The sequence below is a fragment of the Paenibacillus sp. 2KB_20 genome, assembly GCF_052115765.1.
In the GTDB taxonomy this organism is placed as follows: domain Bacteria; phylum Bacillota; class Bacilli; order Paenibacillales; family Paenibacillaceae; genus Paenibacillus_AQ.
Window position 1 is genome coordinate 114,622 of the sequence record NZ_JBFRHH010000004.1, and the last position, 26,739, is coordinate 141,360.

Below are 26,739 nucleotides of genomic sequence, written 5' to 3' on the forward strand. Positions count from 1 at the left end.
GCCCACCTACCCTCGCATTGTGTTGGCAAGGTTCATCATGGTATCGCTTGAACTAAGCGCACGCGCTGTCAGCTGGTAGGCCCGCTGAACTTCCATCATTTTGGTCATCTCGTCGGTCAAATTGACATTCGATTGTTCCATAAATCCGGACAATACCTTCGATTTAAGAGGCTCGCCTGGAGCCGCCGGTGTTAAATCGAACACATCGCCTTCCGCCAAACCGTTTCCTACGACAAACAGGTTATCGCCGACAGCGACCAAGCCCTCCGGACGCTCAAGCTCGACCAGCTTCAAGGTTGCATAAGGAGCCGTACGTCCCGTGGGGGTCTCCACGATAATCTGCCCTTTCTCGTTAATGGCAACTTTCCCTTTGGCCGGAAGCGAGATTGGCTTATTGTTCACGTCAAGTACAGGATAGCCTTGTGAATTGACCAGGAGCAGGTTGTTAGGGTTACGAGCATCCGGAGATACATGGAATCCGCCTTCGCGGGTATATCCAATCGCGCCATCTCCCTGAACGGCAAACATAGCTTGTCCATCAATCATCAGATCAAGCGGATTTCCGGTTTCCTTCATGGCTCCCTGCTCCATGTTCTGCACAACGGAAGATAGTCTCATGCCATACCCGAGTGTATAGCCAAGCGGTGTCGCACGGCCCGTCCGGTCGAAATCCTTGTGATGCCGCTGAACCTGCGTCAGCACATCTTCAAAGGAAGCCTCCTTTTTTTTATAACCAGCCGTATTGACGTTTGCTATATTGTCCGCAATGACATCCAACCGCTGCTGGAGGGCATTCATCGACACCATGGCGCTAATCATCGAGTTGTTCATCACTTACCTCCCGTGGGCTCACATTTTCATACAGCAGCGTGCTGCCTGCTTACTTACAGACAAACTTAGACTCGGCCGATCTCATTGACCGCCTTCTCCAGCGTTCTGTCGTAATACTGAACAATTTTTTGGTTCGTTTCATACGCGCGCAGCGCAGCTGTCAATTCTACCATCGATTGCGTTGGGTCCACGTTGGACCCCTCAATAAATCCCTGACGGATGACTCCGTTATCACCGCGTGCCATAAAGCGCACTTCCCCGTCCGGATCGGCCATACGGAACACGCCGTGACCTTCACGAATCAGTCCATGAGGCTCGCTCACGATGCTGACTCCGAGAATGATGCCTGTCCCATTGCCTTCTGCGTCCATGATTTCTCCTTGCTCATTCACTGTAAAGTTACTCGCCGAGCCTGTCAATACAATCGGTCTGTTATTGTTATCCAGAACCTGATAGCCACCATCGCTCAAGAGGCTGCCATTCGGGCTAACCCGGAAGCTGCCGTTACGGGTGTAACGGATATCTCCGCTCTCATTCTGAACAGTGAAAAAACCTTCCGGCCGGTAAATCACCTCGCCGTTCTCATCCACGTATCTGCCGGAAGCATCAAACGGATAAGCTTGGCCTGTTGCCGGATTCTGTACCGTAAAAGAGGACACCAGCGCAAAGTCTGTTGTCTTGCCCGTTTCCCGGAGCGCGCCTTCGGTATAAAGCGATATGCTCTCCTCAGCGTAAACACCGGTGTTGAACTTGCCCAGCTTCCGTCCCGCATTCGCCGAATCATTGCCGCCGATCATGGAGACAAGCACTTCGGGGAATGAACGCTGTACGCTGTTCGTTGCCTTGTAACCTGTCGTGTTGACGTTAGCAATGTTCTGCGTCACCGTATTATGTCGCTGCTCCTGGGTCATCATCCCCGAAGCTGCTGTATATAGACCTCTTAACAATGAAGGCACTTCCCTTCCCATTAACGAATCATAACAACCTTAGCAATATAACGACCGCTGCGCTGACGGATTGTACTTCCAATCGCTGTTGTTTTTGGATTTCTTGTAGCCATGTTGGATAAGGTTGAAATCCAAAAACAAAGGCGACCGCTTCGCTTTTCCACTACAATTCCGTCCTCTCCGCTGCTGTTCAGCGTGTATGTAATGCGGAGCAGATCGCTAATTTCATCGTGGTGATTATACCGATTCAAATCCATGCTCATGTTGTTCCTATCATCTATATCGGAAGGTTAGAACTTTTTCTTTACGACCTTGTCCAAATTATCCAGCATAATTCCCGTTCCCTTAACCACACAGTGCATCGGATCCTCCGCAACAAGCACCGGCACCCGCAGCTCGTCGGTCAACAGCTCGTCCAAACCATGAAGCAGTGCGCCACCGCCGGTCAATATGACGCCGCGATCGATAATGTCCGCCGACAGCTCCGGCGGCGTCCGCTCCAATACGGATTTGGCTGCGAGTACGATCGATGACACCGGATCCCACAGAGCTTCCTGCACTTCGGCTGAAGACACCGTTACGGTAAACGGCAGTCCCGATACCATATCGCGTCCGCGAATATCCATCTCAGCTTGTCTACCGCCCGGACGAACCGTTCCGATCGCCATCTTCAAATCTTCTGCAGTCCGTTCCCCGATCAGTAATTTATATTTTTGCTTCACGTACTTTATAATCGCCTCGTCGAACTTGTCCCCTGCCATTTTAATCGAAGAAGCGGTGACGACATCGCCCATGGACAGGACGGCCACATCCGTGGTGCCGCCCCCGATGTCCACAACCATGTTACCGCTCGGTTGGAAAATATCCATCCCTGCGCCAATTGCCGCTGCCTTCGGTTCTTCTTCCAGGAACACATCCCTTGCGCCGCTGCGCTCAGCCGCTTCCCGGATCGCCTTCTGCTCTACCGAAGTAATGTTCGTCGGAGCACAGATGAGGATTCGGGGCCGGCTGTGCCAACTGCGCGCGCCCACGCGATCAATAAAGTACTTCAGCATTGCTTCCGTTATTTCGAAGTCGGCGATGACCCCGTCCCTCAGCGGGCGGATCGCAATAATGTTGCCGGGAGTGCGCCCGATCATGCGCCGTGCTTCCTCACCGACGGCAAGGACTCGTTTGGCGTCGGTCTCAATAGTGACAACGGAAGGTTCGTCTAACACTACCCCCTTCCCCTTTACGTGAATGAGCACGTTCGCCGTTCCGAGATCGATTCCAATATCCTTGCTCAACATCATGAAAAGCCCCCAAAGTGTTATTTTATGGTAAAAGAGTCTGTTCTCTGTACCGAACCATCCTTCGACATAATCTAGCAAGCGATGATGATCTTCGGCAAAACAGGTCCCATATTTCGATCCTATACCAGCTTTTAACATATCATACTTTAGGGGAGGGATTCAACGCCAATCTAGCGACCAAAGCCCTAAAAAATCAGGATTTCGCCGTGGCCACCGGTTCACGGTTGCTGCCGGTTTTTTTGTACTTGATCTTGGTAGCTTCTCCGCCTCTCAAATGGCGGATGGATTTGTGGTATTCGAGAATGTGCTTCACCTGATCCGCCAGGTCCGGGTTGATCTCCGGCAGACGTTCGGTTAAGTCCTTATGCACCGTGCTCTTCGACACGCCAAATTCTTTGGCTATAGTTCGAACCGTATGCCTCGTTTCCACGATACAGCGTCCGATCTTAATGGTCCGCTCTTTGATGTAATCGTGCACGCTCCCGCCTCCCTACTGTGTGGATAGTTTGGTACATTATATGAGGGGCATGACGGGATATTCGCGGTTTCAAGGGCTGACAAGCTTACTTGGACTCATTTATTTTCTGGACATGCCCGTGATGGACAAGTCTAAAATGTCCACAAAACAAGGCGCAGCAAGGGTTGGACTTGCCGTCCAAACCCGCAACAAAAAAAAGACAGGATCACAAGATCCTGCCCTCTTCAAGTGCGCGGTGGGCGCATGGCTACAAAGAAATGAAATTATTTTTGCGGAAGCACGCTCACAGGGTTGACCAGTTTCCCGCCCTCGTACACTTCGAAGTGCACATGGTTGCCGAGATCCTTCTCAAGCTCACTGCGTCCTGCAGTCGCGATGGAATCGCCCTGCTTCACTTCAGCGCCTTCCTTCACTTTCACTTCGTTCAAGCTTTGGTACACGGTTTTCGTATCACCCGACGTAATTTCCACGACGTTGCCGTTAACTGGATGATTCTCGACCCGAGTCACTTTACCTGTCAGTGCGGCACGAACTTCAAACATCGTGTCATCTGCAGCGGCCAAGTCGATTCCCAGATTCGGCGTGAAGGTGTCATTGTATTGCACCATCGCCTCTTGATGCGTTTCCGGGTTCGTCTCATCAAAGTAAGGCTTGACGATGCTGACTGCCACGTCGTCCGCTACCGGCCAAATCATCGATTGCGCATTTGCCGTCACTTCTACAGCTTCTCCATCATTGCCTTCCGTTGCAGCAGGTTTCTCTGAACCTTGTACCGATCCCGATACACTTGTTTCTTCCCCTTGTGGCTTCAGCGTTTTTTGGCTGGCGTCCTGGTAGACCCACACGAGGGTTAGTATAATTGCCGCTGCTGCTAAGTATGCTGCCGGGAACACCCACCGTTTGGATAATGCTTTCTTCCACGAAGATGACGGTACCGCCGAATCTCCTTGCACAGTTTTAGGAGTTTCTTCGTGGGGTTTACTATTTTTGTTCTGTTCATTCATTTGCAATCACCTCAGTAACCATTGTTACCGGGGTCAACTCTTTTATACGTAATCTAACTATTATTTTTTTGAAGAGAGAAGATTTGAAGTTTTGTCAAAAGAAATATTCGTATAATAGTGCTCCAGAATCTCTTTCGCTTCATATCCTTCGCGGGCCATGCCCTCTGCTCCGTATTGGCTCATGCCCACGCCGTGGCCATTGCCGTAGGTCGTTATCTCCATCTCGCCGTCTTTCATATGAAGGGTGAATTGGCTGGACCGAAGCCCCAGCTTCTCTCTCACCTCGCGACCGGTGAACTTCTTGCCGCCAACCCGTACGCTCTCAATTCGATGACCTTGCGTATACGAGAGTACTTTCAAAAAAGAAGCCCCCCCATCCCCGCCTGCCGATACCGGTACGGCCCCATCCGCCAGGCCGAGCTTTCCTATGAATTCCGAACGGGGCATCGTGATTGTTGTTTTGTACTTCGGTGAAATCTGTTTATCCCATGGACTCTCTACACTTCGCAGATAGGGAATCTCGTTCTTCCAATAATCCTCTGAATTTTCGGTATACCCGTTACTGGTGGAGAAAAAAGAAGCCGTAATCGGTTGACCCTCATACGTCATCACCACTCCTGCCGTTTCCTTCACCGCTTGCTGGAGCTTCGCCAGCTCTGCTTCTTTCCCTAGCCGCTGCCATCCCTTCGTAAGTTCGTCTTGGGCAATATAAGCCTGGTGACTGACCGTATCGGTCACCACGGCCTTGCCGTCCGGCACGCCGCTGCGGTCCCTGGACGCAAGCCGCTGCACGATATAGGTCCGTGCCGCAATGGCCTGGGCCTTGAGTGCCTCAAGCTGGAACTCGGCCGGCATCTCGGCGGCCAGGACGCCGACGAGATATTGTTCCAGCGGCAGTTCCTCCACGGTATCCGTCTTGGTTACATAGACGGATACCGTGGGCTCTTCCGCCGCCTGCGGCTCGGCGGAAGGCAGCGGCGCCGGCCCGGGCGGCAGCGGCTCTGGTGCGTTGTTGCCGGGGGCAACCACCAGCAGAGGCAGCGCCAGCGCCAAGGCCAGCAGCACCGCCACGGCCCAGACGGCGGGGTGCACCCGCACCCGCCGCCTTCCGGTGGCCGGGCGCCGCGCGGCAAAGCCGCGGCGCCCCCAGCGCGCAGGCCGCACACGGAACGTGCGGCCGCCGCGCGGCACGCGGCTCGTTGCCGCCTGCGCGAAGCGCTGCGGCTCGGCCGCGGGATGCGGGCCCTGCGGCATCGCCGCTGGCCCGCCGGGGGCTGGCGCGGCGCCATGCGCAGGCGCGCCAGCGGGGCGGCCGGGCGGCGGCCTATGGGCCGCCCGCGGGCTGTGGCCGGACTCGCCGAAGGCGTCCGGCGCTCTCCCCGGGCCGCGGTGCCCGAGCGGCCCTTCCTCTATATCCTTTTTATCCTGTTTCGATTCATAACTATGTTCTTCAGTTGATCCGGCTTTCTTCTCAAGTTCACCGGGAAAATCCCACTTCAACACGGGAGCAGCCGATCCTTCGGATGGCACCTGGTATGATTGAGGATTTTCTTCTTTCAGAACATCTTTTGGATCGATCGCTCGTTTTTTTCCTGCCGTGCTCAGATTTACCCGAACCTTCGAATCTTTCATTGCATTTCCCTCCTGTGCCTTTTCCCCTGGAATATACCTCTGGCTTATGCTCCATCACGCTCTACTTATACTTATGAGATACGGGCATTTGATAGAACTATTCTAAGAGAAAGGAAAAAGTCACATAGATGAAGAAACGATGACGCTAACTGCAAGCAAGCTAGCAAAGAGTCTCTAGTCATCCGGAATCTCAACGTAAGAGAATCAATGCTAGTCGGAATTATGTTTACATACAAAAAAGAAGGAGCTTCGCCCTTATCGGCAAAGCCCCTTCTTCTACACTCTATTGTGGTCTATCCTGGATCATCAAGGTCAATCTTGATTGTTACACCCAGGTAGGTTGAACTTTGAAAACTTTTGCGTCTTCTGCTTCGCTTGCCGCTTTTTTCGAAACCTTCTCCGAACTCTGGTCCTCCGTCGAAATACGCCAGATATCCGCGCCAAGTCCAGACAGCTTCTCCGCTAAATGAACATAGCCGCGATCGATATGCTGTACGCCGCCAACTTCGGTAGTCCCCTCCGATACAAGCCCGGCTAATATTAAGGCAGCTCCTGCACGCAGGTCCGTTGCCGTTACTTTGGCACCTTTAAGCTTAGCGCCGCCCGTAACGATGGCAGAACGTCCTTCAACTTTGATCTCCGCATTCATCAGCTGAAATTCGTCCACATGCATAAAGCGGTTTTCAAATACCGTTTCCGTAACAACACTTGTACCTTCGGAAACCAGCAAAAGCGCCATCATCTGGGACTGCATATCGGTTGGGAACCCAGGATAAGGCAAGGTTTTCACATCAACTGACTTTAATGGTTTGTCAGCGATAACGCGAATTCCATTCTCGTCCGGTTCAATGGTAATCCCCATCTCTTCCATCTTGGAAATAACCGGTCCAAGGTGGTCTGCAATGGCTCCTTCGACATACACATCACCGCCCGTGATTGCAGCCGCAGCCATAAAGGTGCCTGCTTCAATTCGGTCAGGAATTACGTTATGCTTAACGCCATGCATCTTCTCAACGCCCTCGATACGAATCACACCCGTGCCCGCACCGCGAACTTTGGCGCCCATTGCATTCAGGTAATTCGCTAAATCGACAATTTCCGGCTCTTTCGCCGCATTTTCGATTACCGTAATCCCTTCAGCCAATGTAGCAGCCATCATAATATTTTCAGTAGCACCTACGCTGGCTACGTCCAAATAGACCTTCGCCCCACGCAATCTGCCATTGCTTTTAGCTTCAATATATCCTTGTCCGAGGCTAATCTCAGCCCCGAGAGCTTCAAATCCTTTTAGGTGTTGATCAATGGGTCTTGTGCCGATAGCACATCCACCGGGAAGCGAAATCCGGGTTCGTCCACAACGTGCCAATAAAGGTCCCATGACCAGAAAAGACGCCCGCATCTTCCGCACCCATTCATAAGGCGCTTCACATGTCGTTATGTGCTCTGCATTCACACGTATCACTTCATCTTGATATGTAATGCCCGCACCAAGCGACTCCAATACTTTACTGATTGTAATTACATCGTCAAGAGGAGGCGCGTCAATAATAACACTTTCCCCAACTTCCCCTAGTAGAGAGGCAGCGATGATCGGAAGAACTGAATTTTTTGCTCCGCTGACTTTGACGCTTCCGGTCAGTCTTTTGCCACCGCGGACGATAAATTTGCTCATCATGGTTTCCCTCCGCGTCCATAATTTTCCTGATTGCGTGTGTTAGTGATTAGTTGTTGCTAATTCCCTAACTTTCATCTTAACATTAGTGATTTCCGCTAAACAAGCGATTTTCGAACTATTTATGACATCTGATTCGGTGTCTACATCAGGTATCAGAAATCCATGATGCCACCTTATGAAGCATCTGTTATCCGCAGTATGGACCTTCGAAAGGTACCATGACCGACCAGCACTTGTCAATGCATAACAATTACCGGGTGAACTCTATAGTCCGGAAGTCATACCGTCCGCCCGATCAAATTCTTATTTTAAGTGTTAACATAATAAAATGCGTTTATTCGACATCTTCTCCCCAAGCAACCTAACAGAGATATAACCATTCATGCCGCAATTAAAACAGACGAGTAAATTATCGCCAAGCACATAACCTCGTGCAACAAATGTTTCGTTACTAACTGCAGCACCTTGTGTTATGTATGACGCTCATTCCCGTTCTAAAACATATATCGGATCATTTGACTCCATGTAATATAGTCAATTAGGAATTCAGCCACGAATCGTCCAAGCACCACTGCCAGCAGCAAATGCAACAGCTTTCCCTGCGGCCCTTTTGGATGACGGACAACCAAATCCAGCTTTACTTGTTGTAATGCCCACCAAGCCAGTGCGATACAGATCAGCGAAACGACAATAGACAAGAATCCGTTAACACCAACAGCACTGATTGAATTAGATAAATCCTGGTTCATACTCCCTCCTCCTTCATAAATTATCCTGCCCTGTTCAGGACCGACTCTTCTATAATACTTGGCTGGCGGCTAAGAATCCAGCACTTTCTATTCGACATTTCCTCGGAAATAATAAAGTTTCTCGACAACCTCCCAAAACGATCATTTATACGCTATTAGGAGAAGTTAGAATTCCCATTAATTTCACTTCAAAAAACATCCAACAGCCAATCATATAGTGTAGTTTTATATCTCGAACTTCTATTTATACCGACGGTTTAACAAAAAAATACCCATCTATGAAATTAATGATATTCACAGACCGTGTATAGCTGAGATGACGTTATCACAAAAAGAAGAATATTTATGTATCAAAACAATCCATGTCTCAGGTCCTTTCTAAGAGTAATTGATGGCTATGGACCCATTCATGCCACCAGCAGAACCATGTATACCATTGGCCCCATCGGCCCACTATGTACCCTCAGATATGCGGTTCAGACAGAGAGATAACCATAAAAAATAACCTCTTTCTCTCTTTAATGCTAGGTTATACCTGAAATCTATGAATGCTCAACACCTTATTGGCTACTAATAGAAATAGAACACAAAAAGACAGCTTGGCTGAAAATTACAGCAAGCTGTCTTCGTTACCTTATTAGTTCCGCGTCACTTTAATCCGGTTCATCGCTCTTTGCAGAGCCATTTCCGCGCGACGGTGGTCAACTTCATCCTGTCTTCCCTTCGCATGCAGACGGGTCTCAGCTCTTTCCTTCGCGGCTTCCGCACGCTCCAGATCGATTTCTTCCGCTTTCTCTGCGCTTTCCGCCAGGATGACAATCTTATCTTTACGGACTTCGACGAAACCGCCTTGTACCGCAAACGGGGTTCTCTGGTTGCCAATCTTCACATAAACTGGCGCTATCTGAAGCGGCGTAACGAAGGAAATATGACCTGGCAAAATGCCCAGCTCTCCCTCGACCCCACGCACCGTAACACTGTTCACCTGCTCAGAGTAGACCAGGCGGTCCGGCGTTACGATTTCCAACAAAATGGTGCTCACTTCCATCCCTCCTCACCGTTTTCCGCAGAAAACTCGCGCAGCAGACCTCACAGTCTCACTAGAAGCACTGTTCCGGTCTGCCGATCACGGAGCGTCAGCTTACAATGTTTTTGCTTTTTCAACTGCCTCTTCAATCGTACCTACGAACAGGAAAGCCGCTTCCGGAAGGTGGTCGTGCTTGCCTTCCAAGATCTCTTTAAAGCTGCGTACAGTTTCTTTAACCGGTACATATTTACCCGGGATGCCGTTAAACTGCTCGGCAACGTGGAAAGCTTGGGAAAGGAAACGTTGAACACGACGAGCACGTCCAACAATCGCTTTATCTTCCTCGCTCAGCTCATCCATACCGAGAATCGCGATGATATCTTGAAGCTCGTTATAGCGAGCCAAAATTTTCTTAACGCCTTGAGCAACATTATAGTGCTCTTCGCCCACGATTTCCGGAGCCAAGATACGGGAACTGGATGCAAGCGGATCTACCGCAGGATAGATACCCATCTCGGAAATTTTACGCTCCAGGTTTGTCGTTGCATCCAAGTGAGCAAACGTTGTAGCCGGAGCCGGATCCGTATAGTCATCCGCAGGTACATAGATAGCCTGGATGGATGTAACGGAACCTTTTTTGGTAGAGGTAATCCGCTCCTGCAAGCGTCCCATTTCGGATGCCAGCGTTGGCTGGTAACCTACCGCGGAAGGCATACGGCCCAGGAGGGCGGATACTTCGGAACCCGCTTGAGTAAAGCGGAAGATGTTATCGATAAAGAGAAGTACGTCTTTACCTTCTTGGTCACGGAAATATTCCGCCATCGTCAAACCAGTCAATGCTACGCGAAGACGGGCACCCGGAGGCTCGTTCATTTGACCGAATACCATCGCGGTTTTGTTGATAACACCGGAATCACTCATCTCGTGGTAAAGGTCATTACCTTCACGAGTACGCTCACCTACGCCGGCAAATACGGAAATACCGCCGTGTTCTTGGGCGATGTTGTTGATCAATTCCTGGATAGCAACGGTTTTACCTACGCCGGCACCACCAAAGAGACCGATCTTACCGCCTTTTTGGTATGGAGCAAGCAAGTCGATGACTTTAATACCCGTTTCAAGCATTTCTGCTTGCGTGGAAAGCTCATCATAAGCAGGAGCCTCACGGTGAATCGGGTTATTAATTTCGGATACTACGGCACCTGCATTATCGATCGGCTCACCCAATACGTTAAATACACGGCCAAGCGTAGCGGAACCTACAGGAACCGTAATCGGTCTGCCCAAATCCACGGCTTCGATACCGCGAACAAGACCATCCGTGGATGACATCGCGATACAACGAACCAGATTATCACCCAAATGATTGGATACTTCCAAAGTCAAATCAACCGAGCGGCCGCCTTCCAGCGTTGCTTCAATCTTGACAGCATTAAAAATCTCGGGAAGATGACCGCGCTCAAATTCAATGTCAACTACAGCACCTGTAATGCTGACAACGCGTCCTTTTTTCATTGATTCGTTTTCCCTCCTACCCGCTCACCTCTAGCGGTGAACGATGATCGTAAAAGCGGCTTATTCATGACATGGCCGCATATCCGTTAAATACTAAGTTAAGAATTCGGAGCCGTGCATTATTGCTGAGCGTTTGCTCCGCCCACAATCTCGGAAATTTCCTGCGTAATGGCAGCCTGACGAGCACGGTTGTAAGTAAGGTTCAACTCGTTGATCATCTTGCTTGCATTCTTCGTTGCAGCTCCCATAGCAGTCATCTTCGCACCCAACTCACTTGCCTTCGCATTCAGCATCGCACTGAAAATCAATGTTTCCGCATATTTCGGAAGCAGAACCTCGAGTACGCCTTCAGGAGACGGTTCATACTCATAACCCGTCAGGTTCTCGGCGCTACCAATGTTCTCCATCGGCAGAAGCTTAGAGATCTCCTGAAGCTGAGTCAAAGCATTCACGAATTGGTTATAGCACACGTATAACTCATCAATCTGACCCAGCTCATATTGATGAACCGCCGCGTTAGCGATGGCCTTAATATCTGCGTAGGTCGGACTATCGGATAAATCGGTGAGCTCCTCAACAACCGGAAGTCCACGACGGCGGAAATAATCCCGTCCTTTACGTCCGATCACAAACAGGCAATACTCGTCCTTGGACTGATGGCGTTCTGCGATAAAGTTCGATACTTTTCGCAAAATGTTGGAGTTCGATGCACCAGCAAGACCGCGGTCTGAAGTGATCACCAGATAACCGGTTTTCTTCACTTCACGCTTTTCCAGCATCGGATGGCTGATTCCCTTGGTTCCAGCAGCAATGCTGCCAACCACTTCTTTCAGCTTCTCGGAGTATGGAAGCGCGGAGGTTGCTTTCTCTTGAGCTCTTCTCAGCTTGGCTGCAGCAACCATTTCCATCGCCTTGGTGATCTGCCTTGTGTTCTGAACACTCTTGATCTGCCGCTTAATATCACGTAATCCTCTTGCCATGTTTTCACCACCTTAAAGCTCTGGCGAAGCCAAAGCTAACTTCGAAAGCAATCACCTAACTTTGGCGGAGCCAAAGCTAACTTCGTACGCGTAGACTAAGCTTTGGCTAGGACCAAAGCCGTACCCTTTGTAAAAATCACTTTGGTCACAGCCAAAGCTACATTCCATATGATGAAAGAGGATGCCGGGCTTACCCCGGCTCCCCTCCTATTGCTTACCTGAGGAGCTTAAGCCGAAGCGGCAAAGCCCTTCTTAAATTGATCGATTGCCGCTTTCAATGCGTTTTCGTTGTCGGACGTCAGATCCTTCGTATCCGTAATGGATTGAAGAATTTCCGGTTTATTGCTTTCAATAAACGTGAGGAACTCACTCTCGAAACGGCGCACGTCAGCAACCTCGATATCATCGATATATCCTTTAACGGCTGCGTACAAGCTAACCACCTGTTGTTCAACGGACAACGGCTGGTTTACACCCTGCTTCAGGATTTCCATCAATCTTGCACCACGGTTCAAACGAGCCAAGGTTGATTTGTCCAGATCCGATCCGAACTGGGAGAACGCCTGGAGCTCACGATATTGCGCAAGATCCAGCTTCATGCCGCCCGCAACCTTTTTCATCGCTTTGATCTGCGCGGAACCACCGACACGGGATACCGAAATACCGACGTTAATCGCTGGACGTTGACCGGAGTAGAACAACTCAGACTCCAGGAAGATCTGTCCATCCGTAATCGAAATTACGTTGGTTGGAATGTAAGCAGATACGTCAGAAGCCTGTGTTTCAATAAATGGCAGAGCGGTTAATGAACCACCACCAAGCTCATCGTTGAGCTTCGCTGCACGTTCCAGCAAACGGGAGTGCAAGTAGAAAACGTCACCCGGATAAGCTTCCCGACCCGGAGGACGACGGAGGAGCAAGGACAACTCACGGTATGCTGCCGCTTGTTTCGACAAGTCATCATAAATGATGAGTGCATGCTCGCCCTTGTACATGAAGTACTCACCCATAGCGCAGCCTGCGTATGGAGCGATGTACTGCAATGGAGCAGGCTCAGAAGCCGAAGCCGTAACAACAATCGTGTACTCCAGTGCGCCATGACGGCGAAGTGTTTCAACAACCTGTGCTACAGTGGATTGCTTTTGGCCAATGGCTACATAGATACATTTAACGCCGCTGCCCTTTTGGTTCAGGATGGTATCGATCGCAACGGTGGTTTTACCCGTTTGGCGGTCACCGATGATCAGCTCGCGCTGTCCGCGGCCGATAGGTACCATCGCGTCGATCGCTTTAATACCTGTCTGCATAGGCTCATGAACGGATTTACGTTCGATAACGCCTGGTGCGCTGCTCTCAACCGGACGATAAGCTGTCGCTTCGATCGGGCCTTTGCCGTCAAGCGGTTGACCCAGCGGATTGACAACGCGTCCAAGCAGAGCTTCACCTACAGGAACCTCCATGATACGTCCTGTACGCTTAACCTGATCGCCTTCCTTGATTTCGGAGTATGGTCCCAGGATAACGACACCGACATTGCTCTCTTCAAGGTTCAGCGCCAGACCGAACACGCCGTTCTGGAACTCCAAAAGTTCCCCGGACATCGCGTTCTCCAGGCCGTACACGCGAGCAATACCGTCACTTACTTGAATTACCGTACCTACTTCAGAGACAGTGATATCGGATTTATATTCTTCAATTTGACTTTTGATTAAAGTACTGATTTCTTCAGGTCTGATACTCAACGTTTTCACCCCTATCTACTATGCTCGTCTATTAAAAGACTTTTCAAGACGTTCCAGCTTCCCGGCAAGGCTTCCGTCATAAAGCTTGTCGCCAATGGCAACTTTCAGGCCGCCGAGCAAACTCTCGTCCACAACATTGGTCACCCGGATATTCTGATGGGCTAACTGTCCGAATTCCGAAGCTACCTGTTCTTTTTCCTGATCGCTAAGCGGGTAGGTGGAGTACACAGTGGCGTCCGCCAATCCTAAGCTCGCACCTTGTATCTTCACATAACTGTTCAGCAGTTCAGCGAACATTTCTGTACGCCCTCTGTCGAGAAGCAATTCGATCGTGTTCAATACAGGCTGCGATACCTTCCCTGCCAACGCCTGGCTGATTACGTTCATCTTCACGGACTGGGGAACATTCGGCGTGGAGATGAATTTCTGGATGTCGGCATCGCCTTCGATGGCTTGCACAACAGCGCGCAATTCCTCTTCCACTTCCAGACCCTTCTGCTGCTGAGCCGCCACTTCGAACAGCGCCCGCGCATACCGCTTGGCTGCTACTGTATTTTGGCTCATGGTCTGCCTCCTACCTCTTTAAGGTATTGATCCACCAGTTCTTCTTGAGCTTTGTCATTCTTCACTTCCCGTTCAATCAGCTTGGTAGCGATTTTCACGGAAACACTGCCGATTTCATTGCGAAGCTCTTCGACAGCTTTCTTCTTCTCATTGTCGATATCACGAACAGCCTCGGATTTCAGGCGAACCGCCTCTTCCTTAGCTTGCTCCATAATTTGCTCTGCTTGTTTGTTGCTAGTTTGTCTGGAACGCTCGATGATTTCGTGAGCATCTTGACGCGCTTGCTCCAGTGCCTTCTTCTGCTCTTCTACATAAGCTGTTGCCTGCTGACGGGTCTGTGCTGCTTCGTTCATCTGGCTCATTACCAGTTCACGACGCTGCTCCATGATGCCGAACAATTTGCTGAACGCAAACTTTTGAAGCAAAAGGTAAAGAATAATAAACGCGATAATAGTGATTACCATATTTTCCCATAAAATTGCCATTGAGGTCACTCCTTTCCATCAACACGAAGTGCGGTGCCTAACAAAACGAAGGCGCGGATGGCATCGGCCCTCCCCGCCAAACCGTTGTATTGTTATTAAGAGAACATGATCAAGAACGCGATAACAGTAGCCGCCAAAGGAATAACCTCTACGATACCAACACCGATAAACATCGTTGTTTGCAATTGACCACGTGCTTCTGGTTGACGAGCGATAGACTCAACTGTTCTGCTTACGATCATACCGTTACCCAAACCTGCGCCAAGAGCGCCCAGACCTACTGCAATAGCTGCTGCCAAAAATTCCATTGTTAAATATCCTCCTTAAAATTGTTTCAAAATTGAAATTTGGTGAAACTATAGAAAATATCTCTTTCGAAAAACACCGCTGTACGGCGGATTCGTCCGAGTTGATCAATGCTCTTCGTGAATCGTTGTTTGCGAGATGTATACCATGGTCAAAATCGTAAAGATAAACGCCTGCAATGCACCAATGAAGATACTGAAACCTTGCCATGCAGCCATAAACGGAATGCCCCAGAAGCCGGTTTTCAGAATCACCGTGATCAGTACCTCGCCGGCAAAAATGTTGGCATAAAGCCGGATTGCCAGAGCGATAGGTTTTGCCAGGTTCTCAATGATATTGAGTGGCAAGAAGATCGGGAACGGTTCGATGTAATGCTTCAGGTAATGCTTGCGATTCTGCTTCAAGCCCAGGTAGTTCATGAGCACGAACACAACGATCGCAAGACCGGCCGTAACGGAAATGTCCGCTGTTGGCGACTTCCACCACAATACGTGAGCGTAGTGGCCATGTTCAAGTCCGAGCGTAGCCAGAATTGGCTGACCAAAGACTTTGAAGTTCTCCGGCAAGTCGGTGATAATTGAGAACGGCAGGCCCAGCAAGTTCGCTACAAAGATGAACAGGATGAGAGTAAGCCCCAATGATATGTAAGCTTTCCCTTTCTTCAGATCCATAGCACTCGCTACGACGCCTTGCACAAATTCCACTACCCATTCCATGAAGTTTTGCAGTTTGGAAGGGTTTTCGACGGATAAATTACGTACAGCCAGTCGACATAATACGAACACCACCAAACAGGTGACGAACAGCATTAGTACCGCTGAAAGATCAATATTCAATCCGCCAAGTTTGATAATCGGTGAATCATGCATAAAATTGTTTTCACCCCTTTCCAAGTTAGCGCTGATCAATGATTGTTTCTCAAACTGAACACAATGCTGACAGGAATGGTCAACAATTGGGGTATGAACAGACCGGCAATTGCACCGCCGAGTGATACCTGCTCGAGTTTAGCGGCGAAGATAACAATCAGAAATCCGATGCACAATCTCGTAATAAAGCCGAAGTTGTACTTTTTCGGTTCCGGATCGACAGCCAATTGCGCCAGCTGCTGCACTTTCATGGAGAGGAAGCGTACATTAAACAATCCCGCCGCCATGCCCATGATCAACCCCATAAAAGTCGGGCGAAATTCCGGATAGAGAGCCCATCCGAGAAACAAGGCAGACAATAAGAGTAATGATACTCTAAATACAGCGTTCACAATGGAAGTCAAATCATTCACGCCTGCGCCCCCAAAAACTTTTTAATGAGAAGAGCGATATTCAAAATCCCTACAAAGAGCCCCGAAAGCGTACCAATGGCAAGCCACACTCTGGGCCCGTCCAAATGATTCATGAGCCATCGCCCGGTAAAAAAACCGATGAGAATGTAAGCGGCAAGCAAACCGCCAGCCCCGCTAATGTATAGCGCTATCAACCAAGGGTTATCTTGACTTTTCGGATTTTTCATATGAACCTCTAATCCCAACTCATTTTACTGAATATTACAAGAGTTTGTCAATGAATCGATTTGATGGATTTACCGTGTAAAATCGGCGTTTTGAGCAGTCTAAATTGCACAAAACGCCGCGGTAACCGTACAGTTCAACTGTATGCTGTCTCCTTGCCCATCAGAATACGGTAAACTATACCTTTGTGAACATTCTGTGAAATTCTTCAGGACGCTCTTTTCGGATGCCGAAATGGTGCAGAATCGCATTGACAATTCGCTGTGAAGCTTGTCCATCACCATACGGATTAGCCGCTTTGCTCATCTTGTCGTAGAGCTCCTGATCAGTCAGAAGAACCTTAATCCGTTCATACACATTCTCCTCCTGGGTGCCTACCAGCTCCAGGGTACCGGCCTCAATGCCCTCCGGACGTTCGGTCGTATCCCGAAGCACCAGGGTCGGCACGCCGAATGACGGAGCTTCCTCTTGCATGCCGCCGGAATCCGTAATAATGAAATGCGTATGGGTGTAGATATTGTTCATATCCACAACATCCAGCGGATCAATCAGCTTGATGCGCGGGTGATCTCCCAGAATGCGATGAGCCGGCTCTTTAACGGCAGGGCTCGGATGTACAGGATATACGATGGCGATATCCTCAAATTCATCGGCAATGCGCTTTACCGCTTCAAATATTTGACGATGCGGCTCCCCTTGGGATTCGCGGCGATGTGCCGTCATCAGGATCAAGCGTTTGCCCTTCGCCCAGTCCAGAACCGGATGGGTATAACCTTCACGCACCGTGTACTGGAACACGTCCGTAGCCGTGTTACCCGTAACATAAATGCGGGATTCCGGCTTGTTCTCCTTGCGGAGATTCTCGGCGGACCAGTTCGTCGGCGCAAAGTGAAGATCAGCAAGCACACCGGTCAACTGACGGTTCATCTCCTCCGGATAAGGATTCAGCTTGTTCCATGTCCGCAGACCCGCCTCTACATGGCCAACCTGAATCTGCTGCAGAAAGGCTGCATAGCTGGCCAGGAACGTTGTCAGCGTATCGCCGTGCACCAGCACGATATCCGGTTTAGCCTCACGAAGAACAGGCTCAAGACCCTCCAGAACGCGCACGGTGATCTCGTTGAGCGTCTGACGGTCCTTCATGACATCCAAATCATAGTCGGGAACAATCTTGAACACATCCAGCACCTGATCCAGCATTTGCCGATGCTGCGCAGTAACACAAACGACCGATTCAATATGCTCGGGGTGACGTTGAAGCTCCAGAATAAGCGGCGCCATCTTGATTGCTTCGGGGCGGACCCCAAATATCGTCATCACTTTCACTTTTGACATGTTTGAAATACCCCTCTTTGCTTGTTTTCAAATATTCAAGACGTACGAATGACTGGCACTTATTTCGTGCCGTACAGCCGATCCCCTGCATCCCCAAGGCCCGGTACGATGTAGCCATGGTCGTTAAGGCCCTCATCGAGAGCAGCAACATAAATGTCCACATCCGGATGGGCATCATGGACAGCCTTCACACCTTCCGGTGCAGCCACGAGGTTCATCATCTTGATCTGGGTACAGCCGCGTTTCTTCAGCACGTCGATAGCAGCGATGGCGGATCCGCCTGTCGCGAGCATCGGATCAATGACGATCAATTCCCGTTCCGTAACGTCCGTTGGAAGCTTCGTATAATATTCAACAGGCTGAAGCGTTTCGGGGTCACGGAACAATCCGACATGCCCTACCTTTGCTGCAGGAAGCAGCTTGACAACTCCATCCAGCATGCCTAGACCGGCGCGCAGGATCGGAATCAAGCCGAGCATGCGGCCGGAAATGACTTTGCCTTGGGTTTCAGCTACCGGCGTCTGCACGGATATGGATTCAAGAGAAACCTCCCGCGTAATTTCATAAGCCATCAAAGTCGCGACTTCGTCTACCAATTCGCGAAAGTCTTTTGTGTTAGTCCGCATATCGCGGATAAATGTAAGTTTGTGTTGAATCAACGGGTGATCACAAATCACCAATTTTCCCATGTCTGGTCCCTCCGGTTTGAGTACAAATGTTATTTCAATATGGGCGTAAAATATTTGTGAGCTCCATAAATCCTGTCTATTATATCATTCCCTCTAGTCAATTGACACCTGCACGGGTCATGTTTTATTCCATGAGTTTTTGACCTTATAACTAAACCGGATCTCCTTCTGCCCTGAACCTAGGTTTTCCATTTTCGCCTATATTGATGCTAACCGCGAAGCTACCTGACTGGGAAAATGAGAGCATAGCAATCTGGCCAGAATGTTTATAGCTCCTAAAAGGACCCCACCTGCATCAGGCGGGGTCCTCTTATCATAGGCTTCTTCTGCGGAGGAGACTGTGATTAATATTTCATTTCAGCATAGAGAGGGTATTGATCTGTAAGCTCAGCCACCAAACGACCTGCGTTTTCAAGCGTTGCCTCGTCTTTCGGCTGCTTCAATGTCATGGCAATAATTTTCGCGATTTTCACCATCGCCTGCTCATCCATACCGCGGGAAGTAACCGCAGGGGTACCGATACGGATACCGCTCGTTACGAACGGGCTGGTTGGATCAAACGGGATGGCATTCTTGTTCACGGTAATCCCGATGGAGTCCAGAACTTTCTCCGCGTCTTTACCGGTGATGTCCAGATTGCGGGTATCCACCAGCATCAGGTGGTTATCGGTTCCGCCGGATACGATATTCAAGCCTTCCTCGATCAGAGTATCTGCCAGCACTTTCGCGTTCTTCACGACATTCTCTGCATACGTCTTGAAGGACGGATCCAATGCTTCGCCAAGCGCAACGGCCTTGGAAGCAATAACATGCATGAGCGGGCCGCCTTGGGAGCCGGGGAATACCGCTTTGTCGATCGCTTGCGCCCAAGCTTTTTTGCACAGAATCATACCGCCGCGAGGTCCGCGAAGCGTCTTATGCGTCGTTGTCGTTACAAAATGGGCATGCGGAACCGGATTCGGATGAAGACCTGCCGCAACAAGACCGGCAATATGAGCCATATCAACCATGAACAACGCGCCAACGTCGTTCGCGATGGCAGCAAGCCGTTCAAAATCAATGATGCGAGGATAGGCACTTGCGCCCGCTACGATCAGACGAGGGCGATGCTTGAATGCCGCTTTGCGAACTTCGTCGTAATCGATCAGGAACGTATCTTCTTGCACGCCGTAGGCAACAAAGTTGTACAGAAGTCCGGAAGCGTTAACCGGGCTTCCGTGAGTCAAATGGCCGCCATGAGCCAGGTTCATGCCGAGCACGGTATCTCCAGGCTTCAGGGCTGCCAAATATACCGCCATGTTCGCTTGGGCACCGGAGTGCGGCTGAACGTTGGCATGCTCGGCTCCGAACAGTTCTTTGGCGCGGTCACGGGCGATGTCTTCCACGATATCCACACGCTCACAGCCACCGTAATAGCGTTTGCCAGGGTAGCCTTCCGCATATTTATTCGTCAGCACCGTCCCCATTGCTTCCATAACCGCTTCGCTAACAATATTCTCAGAGGCAATCAGCTCAATGTTGCTGCGCTGACGCTTCAGCTCCAAATCCATCGCTTCCAATACAGCCGGGTCACTCTTCCGCAAATGTTCCATCATGTTCATATCCTCCCATAATCAATCGTTATTTTTTCTTGCAAAGTCAATACTACAAGTTGTCATAATTAAAAAAGCGAGTTCTCATTTGAATCAATCGCATAGTGTGGAATCATCCCTCTGCTCGAGCCGATACACCGCACGTTCTCCGCCAATCAGCTTCGGACGGGTATAAGCCGCGGTTACGCGCGCCTCGCCGATATAACGCTCGGTATGTCTGAACGGAACCGCCACTCGCCGCAAATGCATGCCGATCAGCGTCTCGCCGATATCAACTCCGGCATGTGCTTCAATCGATTCCGCAAGACAAGGCTCCTTCATGCTGCGGTAAGCCGCGGAGGCCATCGACCCTCCCGCTCCCGGAATGGGAACAGCCGCCACTTCCGTCAAGCCCAGCCGCTCGAGCAGCTCGCGTTCCATGACAAGCGCACGGTTCAGATGCTCACAGCATTGATAAGCCACCGCGAAACCGAATTCCGCTTGAACCTCGGCAATGCCCTGAAGGAGCTGCTGCGCCGTTTCAAGAGCGCCGCCTGTGCCGATCCGGCGTCCGACCACTTCACTGGTGCTGGCTCCGATGACCAGCACTTTACCGGGTCCTAACACGGCCGCTTCGGCCAGTTCGCGGACCATACGCGCTGTCTGTTCGTTCAAGGAAACCTTGGAGATATCCGTCATGTCACAGTCCTCCCGATGATTTTTTTCACAGAAGATGCTTCATTCCCATATCACGATAGCCGCAGCCGTAAATTACGCGTTCACTTATCGCGACTCATTCTTCAGGTAACGCTCCTCGATGGCCTTGATCTTGTTCACACGGCCGATATGGCGCTCGCCATGACTGAAATCCGTTGTCAGCCATGCGCTGACGATTTCAGCAGCAAGTCCGGGACCGACGACACGCTCACCCAGCGCAATCACGTTGCTGTCGTTATGCTCTCTCGTTGCTTTGGCCGAGAACACATCATGTGTCAACGCGCAGCGAATGCCCGGCACCTTGTTGGCCGCAATGCTCATGCCGATCCCCGTACCGCAGATCAGAATGCCGCGATCCGCTTCACCCGAGACTACCTTCTCGCACACAGGAAGGGCATAATCGGGATAATCCACGGAATCGGAACAGCCGCAGCCCAGATCCTCCACCTCGTGTCCAAGACCCCGAATGACTTCCACGATCTCCTCTTTCAGACGAATGCCGGCATGATCCGTACCCAATGCAATTTTCATCTATGAAAAACCCCCTCGTATGTTCGCTTTTGCGCTTTAGCTTGTTTCATTATAACCCAAATCGGGCGCAAAAGACGAAAAAAGAGCAGTCGGCGCACGTATTGTGCTCCAATTGCTCTTTGCCCAGGCGACCGGCCGTATATTCCGATGCTCCATCGTGGTTTCATCCACTTCGTCGCCAGTTACACCGGATCATTGTTTTTCAACTTCATCTTAAAGCAATACCATGTGAAAGGCAAGTGGCTTTTTAGCCCAATGGTAGGCTTCATATTGTTCAAAGCAAGGCTTAGTTATGCCGATCCGTCTCCAGCTTGTCCAAGAGACGGAACAACGCCGTCCGAATCTCTGCAGCCGTCGCTTCATATTCCTCCCGCGAGCCTCCAAAAGGATCGGAGATATCGAAGCTCGGAATGCGCTGGCGCAGCTCGATCAGACGCTCCCGGTCACGGTCGCTGACGTCGCGGCCCAGCGATCTGGCCAGCTCAAGCGCCGCATACAGACTATCCTGCTCTCGCAGATCATCCAGCACCTGTCGGTCATCCTCAACAAACTCTTTCAGCGTATGCATCTTGTCTGCGGCGTGCGGGAACTGCCTTATAGCATACTGCTTATGCGACTGGGTCAACGTCAGGATCAAGTCTGACCACTCCACCAGATTCGCAGTCAATGGTTTGGACACCAAGCGTTCTTGGATATCCTGGTCTCGTAGTATGGACTCCGCATGATGGGACACCGGCATTCCATCCACGGCCGAGACACCGGCGGACTTCGTTTCCAGCGGGATGCCCCGTTGTTTGGCAAGCTTGCGCAGCATGCCTTCAGCCATTGGACTGCGGCAGGTATTTCCCGTGCAGACAAACAGTATATTTTTCACGGTCCCGTTCCTCCCGTTAGTAGGTTCTTTGGGGTTATTGTAACAAATATAACGTCAAAAGATAAACATGACACCAAATATAACCAAAATGAGCCCACCCAGCATTTCACCGTACTCCCCCAGTTTATTGCTTACCTGACGGCCAAGCAGCAAACCGAGAATGGACAGCAAACCGCCCACGATCCCGAAGGAGATCACGATCAACAGTACATCATCCACAAACATCCCGAGTGAAACGCCTACCGAGAAGGAATCGATGCTGACGCTAAGCGAAAACAGCAGCATGCCTAAAAATGCGGTAGGATGTATTCGCTGTCCTTCTCCGCCCCGCCAGGCGTTATACATCATATGCCCGCCGAGAAGAAGCAGCAGTCCGCCGGCCGCAAGCCCTGTGACGTGACCCAGTAACATGCCTACATAGCGGCCGGCAAATAAGCCCAGCAGCGGCATCAACATATGAAACAACGCGATCATGAAACTGATGCCCAGCATATGGCCTAAGCGCATACCGCTTCTCATTCCGACTCCGATTCCAAGCGAAAATGCGTCTAGCCCGAGTGCAACCGCCATCAGCAGAATCGCCGCAAGCTGTCCCGATTGGACAGACGCCTCCAGCATGCCCATTCCCCCAAGTCCCATGGTCTTGTACACCATATGCGGACAAGGGGTAAATGATGCCAAAAGCGTTCATTCAGCAGCTCAATTCACATCGATGATGTGGTGTCCCGCGGCCTTCAACAGCCGGTTCATGACGGCTGCCCCGAGGCCTTGCTCCGGGCACGCTTCGGCCAGAATGAAGGTCGCGCCTTCGTCATCGAATCGGCGCAGGCCGGCGTACAGCCGGCGGGCCGCTTCCTCCGGCGCGGCCAGGCTGCCGAGCGAGACGGCAACGTCCGCGTGGTAGTGACCGATGTGCTCGTCGAATGACAGCACGCCGGTCACCTCCCCGCGCCGGGCGGCCGCCTCAAGCTCGGCCGCGATGCGTGCCGACACGGCAATGGCACGCGGGCCCTGCACCACGCACATCGCACCCTTCGGTGCGTAGTGCGTGTACTTCATGCCCGGCGATCGCGGCGCCGGGCTCTCCGCCTCCCCGGCGGCGCGATGCAGCGCCGGATCCATGCGCACGCTTGCCGCAACGGCGGCAAGCTGCTCCGCCGTAACGCCGCCCGGGCGGAGCACCGTGACGGCGCCGTCTTCGCCGACCTGCACCACCGTCGACTCAACGCCCACCCCGGCCGGGCCGCCATCAAGCACGCCGTCGATCGCCCCCGCCAGATCCTCCAGGACATGGCTGGCCAGCGTCGGGCTTGGCCGACCGGAACGGTTCGCGCTCGGCGCAGCCAGCGGACGCCCGGCGGCGCTGATCAAAGCCAGCGCCACATTGTGATCCGGCATCCGTACGGCAACGGTATCGAGGCCTGCCGTCACGCGAGGGGAGACAGCACCTGGTTTAACGGGCAGTACCAGCGATAGCGGCCCAGGCCAGAACATTGCCATCAGCGCCCGTTCCGTCTCATTTACATGAAGGACCAAACCGTCAAGCTGAGCCAGCTCCGAAATATGCACAATCAATGGATTGTCCGACGGCCGGCCTTTCGCGGCAAAGACGCGCTCGACCGCTTCCGTATTGCCGGCGTCCGCGCCAAGCCCGTAGACCGTTTCCGTCGGAAAGGCCACCGTTCCGCCGAGCTCAAGCACCTGCCCCGCTTCCCCAAGCGCCTGCTTTGCCTCATTCTCCAAACTTAAGCTCTCCCTAGAGAGCGAGTTCGAGACGTGCCACACTTGGGTTGATTTTGCACCAACCTGGCGGAAGCCGTTATCCCGCTGTTGGTTAGGTTCCATGCCGTTCCCGTTCTGTTCCATTCCTATCCCAAACTTTCTGTATATGAAATATATAAACTCCAGTGCGAGTTTTGCCTATGCCCCAAAATAAAAAGCGCTTTTCGTTCTTCAGTCCCGTGCCGGTTCCCATTCAAACCAGTCGCGCCAAAGAGAAAGCACTCTTCTATATCAAAGTTTATCATACCCGGTCAGGATTTAAAATCAACCTCGCTCATAATCCTAGAACAAGCTAACCACCCAGTTCCAAATGCCACGGAACATATCCCACAAGAAGAAACGGACCTCCGGTTCGCTATCGCCTGCGTTCTTCGGAGCTTCCTCTTGGGAAGTTTCGCCAGCCTCAGCAGAAACCGTTTGGATACCTGTGTCAACAGGCTGCGCCGCCGCATCCCCGCTGCCACCATCGATGAAACAAAGCGGCGGGAACAGGACACACCACCAGTTCTGCCCTTGGCCTTCTCCTAAAGAAATCCGCAGCGCATCGTAATCGCCGGCCGGATACACCGTGCCCCCGTATAACTTCGTCGGGAACGGCACGACGCCAAGCTCTACGGTGTAATTGTACGTAATTCCCCTTTTCTTCAATTCTTCACCCACCAATTGGCGGATTTCCGGAAGATGCTGCCGGGTTAATTCTTTGGCGTCTTCCAGGCTTTGCGGGTTCTCCAGCTGCAGGACCCAGAGCTGCATTTGCTCAACGACCGAATCACGGATCTCTCGTTTGACCAGCTGATCGGACGGGCTATCGGAATTCGCCAGAATGCGAAGTCGTATCGATTCCTCGGGGATCGGACCGCCAACAACAGAAGCATCAATCTGCTGTCCTTCCCAAGCCATAATGACCATAAACATACAGGATAAGAGCACAACCATTTTCTTCACGATAATACGGAGGGTTTCACTATAATTTTTCATCTTGCCAGCCGCCTCTCTATGAACATCTCTATGATGCTATCAGTATGTCCGCCGGACAAAGATATAAACGTAGAATCTAGCAATTTGATATAAAAATCATAGATTGATGCAGCACGAACCAAAAAAGATGCGACTCCCACGGGAATCGCATCTTCGCCAAGATCGGTTATTCAGTTCATCTGATTGCCGTGCCCCACACTTTTCTGCTGGGGATAGGGCAATTATTGAGCTTCCCGCAAGTTACGCCTGCTTCGAAGCGGCCGGGCGATAGGCATGCGGATCCGGCATATCTTCCTCCACTTCCTGTCCATGCAGCTTCACGCTCATGGCGACACCCAGACTGGCCATACTGATCACAAGGGAAGTTCCCCCGTAACTGATGAAGGGCAGCGTGATCCCGGTCAGCGGCATTAAGCCGATAAACATGCCGATGTTCTCGAAGATCTGATATAAGAACATCGCCACGACTCCTATAATAAGAAACGGCCCCGCACGCTCTCGGGATTCCAGGGAGATCAGGATCAGCCGATGGATCAGGATAAAATATAACAGAAGCAGAACGGAAGATCCGATAAAACCGAATTCCTCGGCAATCTGCACAAATATGGAATCAGAATACGCATATGGCACTCTGCCCGACTGGATCGACGATCCCTGCATATAGCCCTCGCCGCTCATGCCACCCGAGGCGATGGCAAGCTTCGCATTCGTCGTATGGTAGCTTGCCTTGGCAGTTGCCTTCTCCGGATAGAGCCACGGATCTATCCGTTCCACCCAGTGCGGCTTCAAAATCTTCGATTCCAACAATTCATCATGATAATGAATATAGGCCTGAGCCCCACCGAAGGCTAAGCCTGCCACAAGCGCAAGCCCAATGAGCGCATGGGAGAACTTGACGTTCCCGATCCAGAGCAGCCCTAGCAAAATTACGACATAACTGAGCGCGTTACCCAAATCATTCTGGGCCATAACGAGCGCAAAAGGCACGAATGCCAAAAGTCCGATCGGGACAACGTCCTTCCAGAAAGACAGCAGCGGTTTGTTTTTGCGCACCAATACGAAAGAAAGGAAAATAATCAGGATCAGCTTGAACAATTCAGCAGGCTGTATACTGAGTCCGCCAATGTAAATCCAGCCTTGGGCCCCGTTGATATCCTTACCGATAAACATAACGAGGACCAAAACAGCTAATCCACCCAAGTAAATATATTTAGCATATTTAATCAACAACCGGTAATCCAGCAGACTGATTCCGAAAAAAGCAATGAAACCGACAATGTAAAAGGCAATCATGCGGAGATGAGAGCCTTCGAATTTGGTGTCAACGGTTGTGCTGTATATCGACGTAATGCTGATGCCCATCATCAAAACCAGTACAAAAACAATAACGTAATCCATCTTCTTAAATTTCTGAAGCATTCTTTACGGTCCCCCTGTGCCCGGAGCTGTACACACTGATTTGCCAATTGAGGTAAGGTAACAATCTGTACGACAACAAACATTTAATCGGCTCAGCCCATCATCTATT

29 protein-coding genes and 1 riboswitch are annotated in these 26,739 nt (G+C 51.1%); all 29 genes read right to left on the reverse strand.

Going from position 1 to position 26,739, the window contains the following annotated elements; genetic code table 11:
- Positions 1 to 6 precede the first annotated feature (6 nt).
- On the reverse strand, positions 7 to 831 hold the full coding sequence (locus AB4124_RS12700) for a flagellar hook-basal body protein (protein WP_076323991.1): 825 nt from the start codon (positions 829 to 831) through the stop codon (positions 7 to 9).
- Between the two features lie 65 nt (positions 832 to 896).
- Entirely contained in the window at positions 897 to 1,778 is an 882-nt protein-coding gene (locus AB4124_RS12705; protein ID WP_076323990.1) for a flagellar hook-basal body protein, read from the reverse strand.
- A 20-nt stretch (positions 1,779 to 1,798) separates the two neighbouring features.
- Positions 1,799 to 2,035: a hypothetical protein gene (locus AB4124_RS12710; RefSeq protein ID WP_076323989.1), complete on the reverse strand. Its 237-nt coding sequence runs from the start codon at positions 2,033 to 2,035 to the stop codon at positions 1,799 to 1,801.
- Between the two features lie 33 nt (positions 2,036 to 2,068).
- On the reverse strand, positions 2,069 to 3,067 hold the full coding sequence (locus AB4124_RS12715; protein ID WP_076324088.1) for a rod shape-determining protein: 999 nt from the start codon (positions 3,065 to 3,067) through the stop codon (positions 2,069 to 2,071).
- A gap of 196 nt (positions 3,068 to 3,263) precedes the next feature.
- Entirely contained in the window at positions 3,264 to 3,548 is a 285-nt protein-coding gene (gene spoIIID, locus AB4124_RS12720; RefSeq protein WP_009594246.1) for a sporulation transcriptional regulator SpoIIID, read from the reverse strand.
- Positions 3,549 to 3,811: 263 nt separating this feature from the next.
- Entirely contained in the window at positions 3,812 to 4,552 is a 741-nt protein-coding gene (locus AB4124_RS12725; protein ID WP_076323987.1) for a M23 family metallopeptidase, read from the reverse strand.
- A gap of 60 nt (positions 4,553 to 4,612) precedes the next feature.
- Positions 4,613 to 5,605, reverse strand: coding sequence for a stage II sporulation protein D (gene spoIID, locus AB4124_RS12730; protein WP_441973299.1), 993 nt, complete (start codon positions 5,603 to 5,605; stop codon positions 4,613 to 4,615).
- A 904-nt stretch (positions 5,606 to 6,509) separates the two neighbouring features.
- Positions 6,510 to 7,856, reverse strand: coding sequence for a UDP-N-acetylglucosamine 1-carboxyvinyltransferase (gene murA, locus AB4124_RS12735; protein ID WP_441973300.1), 1,347 nt, complete (start codon positions 7,854 to 7,856; stop codon positions 6,510 to 6,512).
- A 497-nt stretch (positions 7,857 to 8,353) separates the two neighbouring features.
- Positions 8,354 to 8,608 (reverse strand): DUF1146 family protein, encoded by a 255-nt coding sequence (locus AB4124_RS12740; protein WP_076323985.1) that lies wholly within the window; start codon positions 8,606 to 8,608, stop codon positions 8,354 to 8,356.
- Between the two features lie 637 nt (positions 8,609 to 9,245).
- Entirely contained in the window at positions 9,246 to 9,650 is a 405-nt protein-coding gene (locus tag AB4124_RS12745; protein ID WP_076323984.1) for a F0F1 ATP synthase subunit epsilon, read from the reverse strand.
- Between the two features lie 99 nt (positions 9,651 to 9,749).
- Complete coding sequence (atpD, locus tag AB4124_RS12750; protein WP_076323983.1) at positions 9,750 to 11,150, reverse strand: F0F1 ATP synthase subunit beta; 1,401 nt, start codon at positions 11,148 to 11,150, stop codon at positions 9,750 to 9,752.
- Positions 11,151 to 11,269: 119 nt separating this feature from the next.
- The gene (gene atpG, locus AB4124_RS12755) at positions 11,270 to 12,130 is read right to left on the reverse strand and encodes an ATP synthase F1 subunit gamma (protein ID WP_076323982.1); all 861 of its coding nucleotides are present in this window, start codon (positions 12,128 to 12,130) and stop codon (positions 11,270 to 11,272) included.
- Between the two features lie 227 nt (positions 12,131 to 12,357).
- On the reverse strand, positions 12,358 to 13,872 hold the full coding sequence (gene atpA, locus AB4124_RS12760; RefSeq protein ID WP_441973100.1) for a F0F1 ATP synthase subunit alpha: 1,515 nt from the start codon (positions 13,870 to 13,872) through the stop codon (positions 12,358 to 12,360).
- An 18-nt stretch (positions 13,873 to 13,890) separates the two neighbouring features.
- On the reverse strand, positions 13,891 to 14,436 hold the full coding sequence (locus tag AB4124_RS12765) for a F0F1 ATP synthase subunit delta (protein ID WP_076323980.1): 546 nt from the start codon (positions 14,434 to 14,436) through the stop codon (positions 13,891 to 13,893).
- Positions 14,433 to 14,921: a F0F1 ATP synthase subunit B gene (gene atpF, locus AB4124_RS12770; RefSeq protein ID WP_441973101.1), complete on the reverse strand. Its 489-nt coding sequence runs from the start codon at positions 14,919 to 14,921 to the stop codon at positions 14,433 to 14,435. Before atpF ends, AB4124_RS12765 begins: the two co-directional genes overlap by 4 nt.
- 95 nt (positions 14,922 to 15,016) lie before the next feature.
- A complete protein-coding gene (gene atpE / locus AB4124_RS12775; protein WP_007128780.1) occupies positions 15,017 to 15,229 on the reverse strand; it encodes a F0F1 ATP synthase subunit C in 213 nt (70 codons plus the stop codon).
- A gap of 105 nt (positions 15,230 to 15,334) precedes the next feature.
- Positions 15,335 to 16,096 carry a F0F1 ATP synthase subunit A gene (gene atpB / locus AB4124_RS12780; RefSeq protein WP_076323978.1) on the reverse strand — a complete coding sequence of 254 codons (762 nt, stop codon included), beginning with the start codon at positions 16,094 to 16,096 and terminating at the stop codon, positions 15,335 to 15,337.
- Positions 16,097 to 16,131: 35 nt separating this feature from the next.
- The gene (locus tag AB4124_RS12785) at positions 16,132 to 16,509 is read right to left on the reverse strand and encodes an ATP synthase subunit I (protein ID WP_441973102.1); all 378 of its coding nucleotides are present in this window, start codon (positions 16,507 to 16,509) and stop codon (positions 16,132 to 16,134) included.
- Positions 16,506 to 16,736: an AtpZ/AtpI family protein gene (locus tag AB4124_RS12790; protein WP_076323976.1), complete on the reverse strand. Its 231-nt coding sequence runs from the start codon at positions 16,734 to 16,736 to the stop codon at positions 16,506 to 16,508. Before AB4124_RS12790 ends, AB4124_RS12785 begins: the two co-directional genes overlap by 4 nt.
- Before the next feature lie 175 nt (positions 16,737 to 16,911).
- Positions 16,912 to 18,069 (reverse strand): non-hydrolyzing UDP-N-acetylglucosamine 2-epimerase, encoded by a 1,158-nt coding sequence (wecB, locus tag AB4124_RS12795; RefSeq protein ID WP_076323975.1) that lies wholly within the window; start codon positions 18,067 to 18,069, stop codon positions 16,912 to 16,914.
- Between the two features lie 59 nt (positions 18,070 to 18,128).
- Positions 18,129 to 18,758 (reverse strand): uracil phosphoribosyltransferase, encoded by a 630-nt coding sequence (upp, locus tag AB4124_RS12800; protein ID WP_076323974.1) that lies wholly within the window; start codon positions 18,756 to 18,758, stop codon positions 18,129 to 18,131.
- A 344-nt stretch (positions 18,759 to 19,102) separates the two neighbouring features.
- Positions 19,103 to 20,353: a serine hydroxymethyltransferase gene (gene glyA / locus AB4124_RS12805; RefSeq protein WP_076323973.1), complete on the reverse strand. Its 1,251-nt coding sequence runs from the start codon at positions 20,351 to 20,353 to the stop codon at positions 19,103 to 19,105.
- A 90-nt stretch (positions 20,354 to 20,443) separates the two neighbouring features.
- The gene (locus AB4124_RS12810) at positions 20,444 to 21,028 is read right to left on the reverse strand and encodes a TIGR01440 family protein (protein WP_441973103.1); all 585 of its coding nucleotides are present in this window, start codon (positions 21,026 to 21,028) and stop codon (positions 20,444 to 20,446) included.
- 84 nt (positions 21,029 to 21,112) lie between these two features.
- Positions 21,113 to 21,577: a ribose 5-phosphate isomerase B gene (gene rpiB / locus AB4124_RS12815; RefSeq protein WP_339268509.1), complete on the reverse strand. Its 465-nt coding sequence runs from the start codon at positions 21,575 to 21,577 to the stop codon at positions 21,113 to 21,115.
- 114 nt (positions 21,578 to 21,691) lie between these two features.
- Positions 21,692 to 21,773, reverse strand: a riboswitch (ZMP/ZTP riboswitch).
- 90 nt (positions 21,774 to 21,863) lie between these two features.
- Positions 21,864 to 22,451, reverse strand: a complete 588-nt coding sequence (locus AB4124_RS12820) for a low molecular weight protein arginine phosphatase (protein ID WP_430109257.1) — start codon at positions 22,449 to 22,451, stop codon at positions 21,864 to 21,866.
- Between the two features lie 54 nt (positions 22,452 to 22,505).
- Positions 22,506 to 23,069, reverse strand: coding sequence for a manganese efflux pump MntP family protein (locus tag AB4124_RS12825; protein ID WP_430109511.1), 564 nt, complete (start codon positions 23,067 to 23,069; stop codon positions 22,506 to 22,508).
- Positions 23,070 to 23,150: 81 nt separating this feature from the next.
- Positions 23,151 to 24,296, reverse strand: coding sequence for an L-threonylcarbamoyladenylate synthase (locus AB4124_RS12830; RefSeq protein WP_441973301.1), 1,146 nt, complete (start codon positions 24,294 to 24,296; stop codon positions 23,151 to 23,153).
- A gap of 219 nt (positions 24,297 to 24,515) precedes the next feature.
- Positions 24,516 to 25,211, reverse strand: a complete 696-nt coding sequence (gene spoIIR, locus AB4124_RS12835) for a stage II sporulation protein R (RefSeq protein ID WP_076323968.1) — start codon at positions 25,209 to 25,211, stop codon at positions 24,516 to 24,518.
- A gap of 240 nt (positions 25,212 to 25,451) precedes the next feature.
- Positions 25,452 to 26,630: an FtsW/RodA/SpoVE family cell cycle protein gene (locus AB4124_RS12840; protein WP_076323967.1), complete on the reverse strand. Its 1,179-nt coding sequence runs from the start codon at positions 26,628 to 26,630 to the stop codon at positions 25,452 to 25,454.
- Positions 26,631 to 26,739 lie beyond the last annotated feature (109 nt).